The sequence below is a fragment of the Micromonospora sp. D75 genome (genome assembly GCF_018070405.1).
In the GTDB taxonomy this organism is placed as follows: Bacteria; Actinomycetota; Actinomycetes; order Mycobacteriales; family Micromonosporaceae; genus Micromonospora; species Micromonospora chalcea.
This window is the reverse complement of the sequence record NZ_JAGPXV010001227.1, coordinates 1-380: the sequence shown is the minus strand read 5'-3', so window position 1 is coordinate 380 and position 380 is coordinate 1. Positions and strand designations below refer to the sequence as shown.

Below are 380 nucleotides of genomic sequence, written 5' to 3'. Positions count from 1 at the left end.
GTGGACGGGCTGAGCGTCACGATCAGCACCGCGGTGGCCGCGGCCTGGATCACGATCGCCACGCTCGCCCCGGCGAAGATGCTCAGCAGGATCGCCGAGGTCACCACGAGCGCGAGCTGCCAGGCGCCGGTGCCGACGAAGTAGATGAGCGCGTCGCCGACCAGCACGCCGACGGCCACGCCGGCGATCAGCTCGACCGTACGCCGGAACCGCTGCCCCACCGAGGCGGCGAGCGTGCCGACGGCGGAGATCGGGGCGAAGACCGGCTGCGGGTTCTTCAGCAGCCGGTGCGAGATCAGGTACGCCAGGCCGGCGGCGAGCCCGGCCTGCACCGCCAGGCCGAACGCGGTCCGGACCCGGTGCAGCCGGTCGTGCAGGGT

1 protein-coding gene is annotated in these 380 nt (G+C 73.4%); it reads right to left on the bottom strand.

Annotation, left to right across the window (positions count from 1 at the left end; all coding sequences use genetic code 11):
* On the bottom strand, positions 1-380 hold a 380-nt coding region (locus KBX39_RS32995), incomplete at both ends, for an aromatic acid exporter family protein (RefSeq protein WP_210874333.1).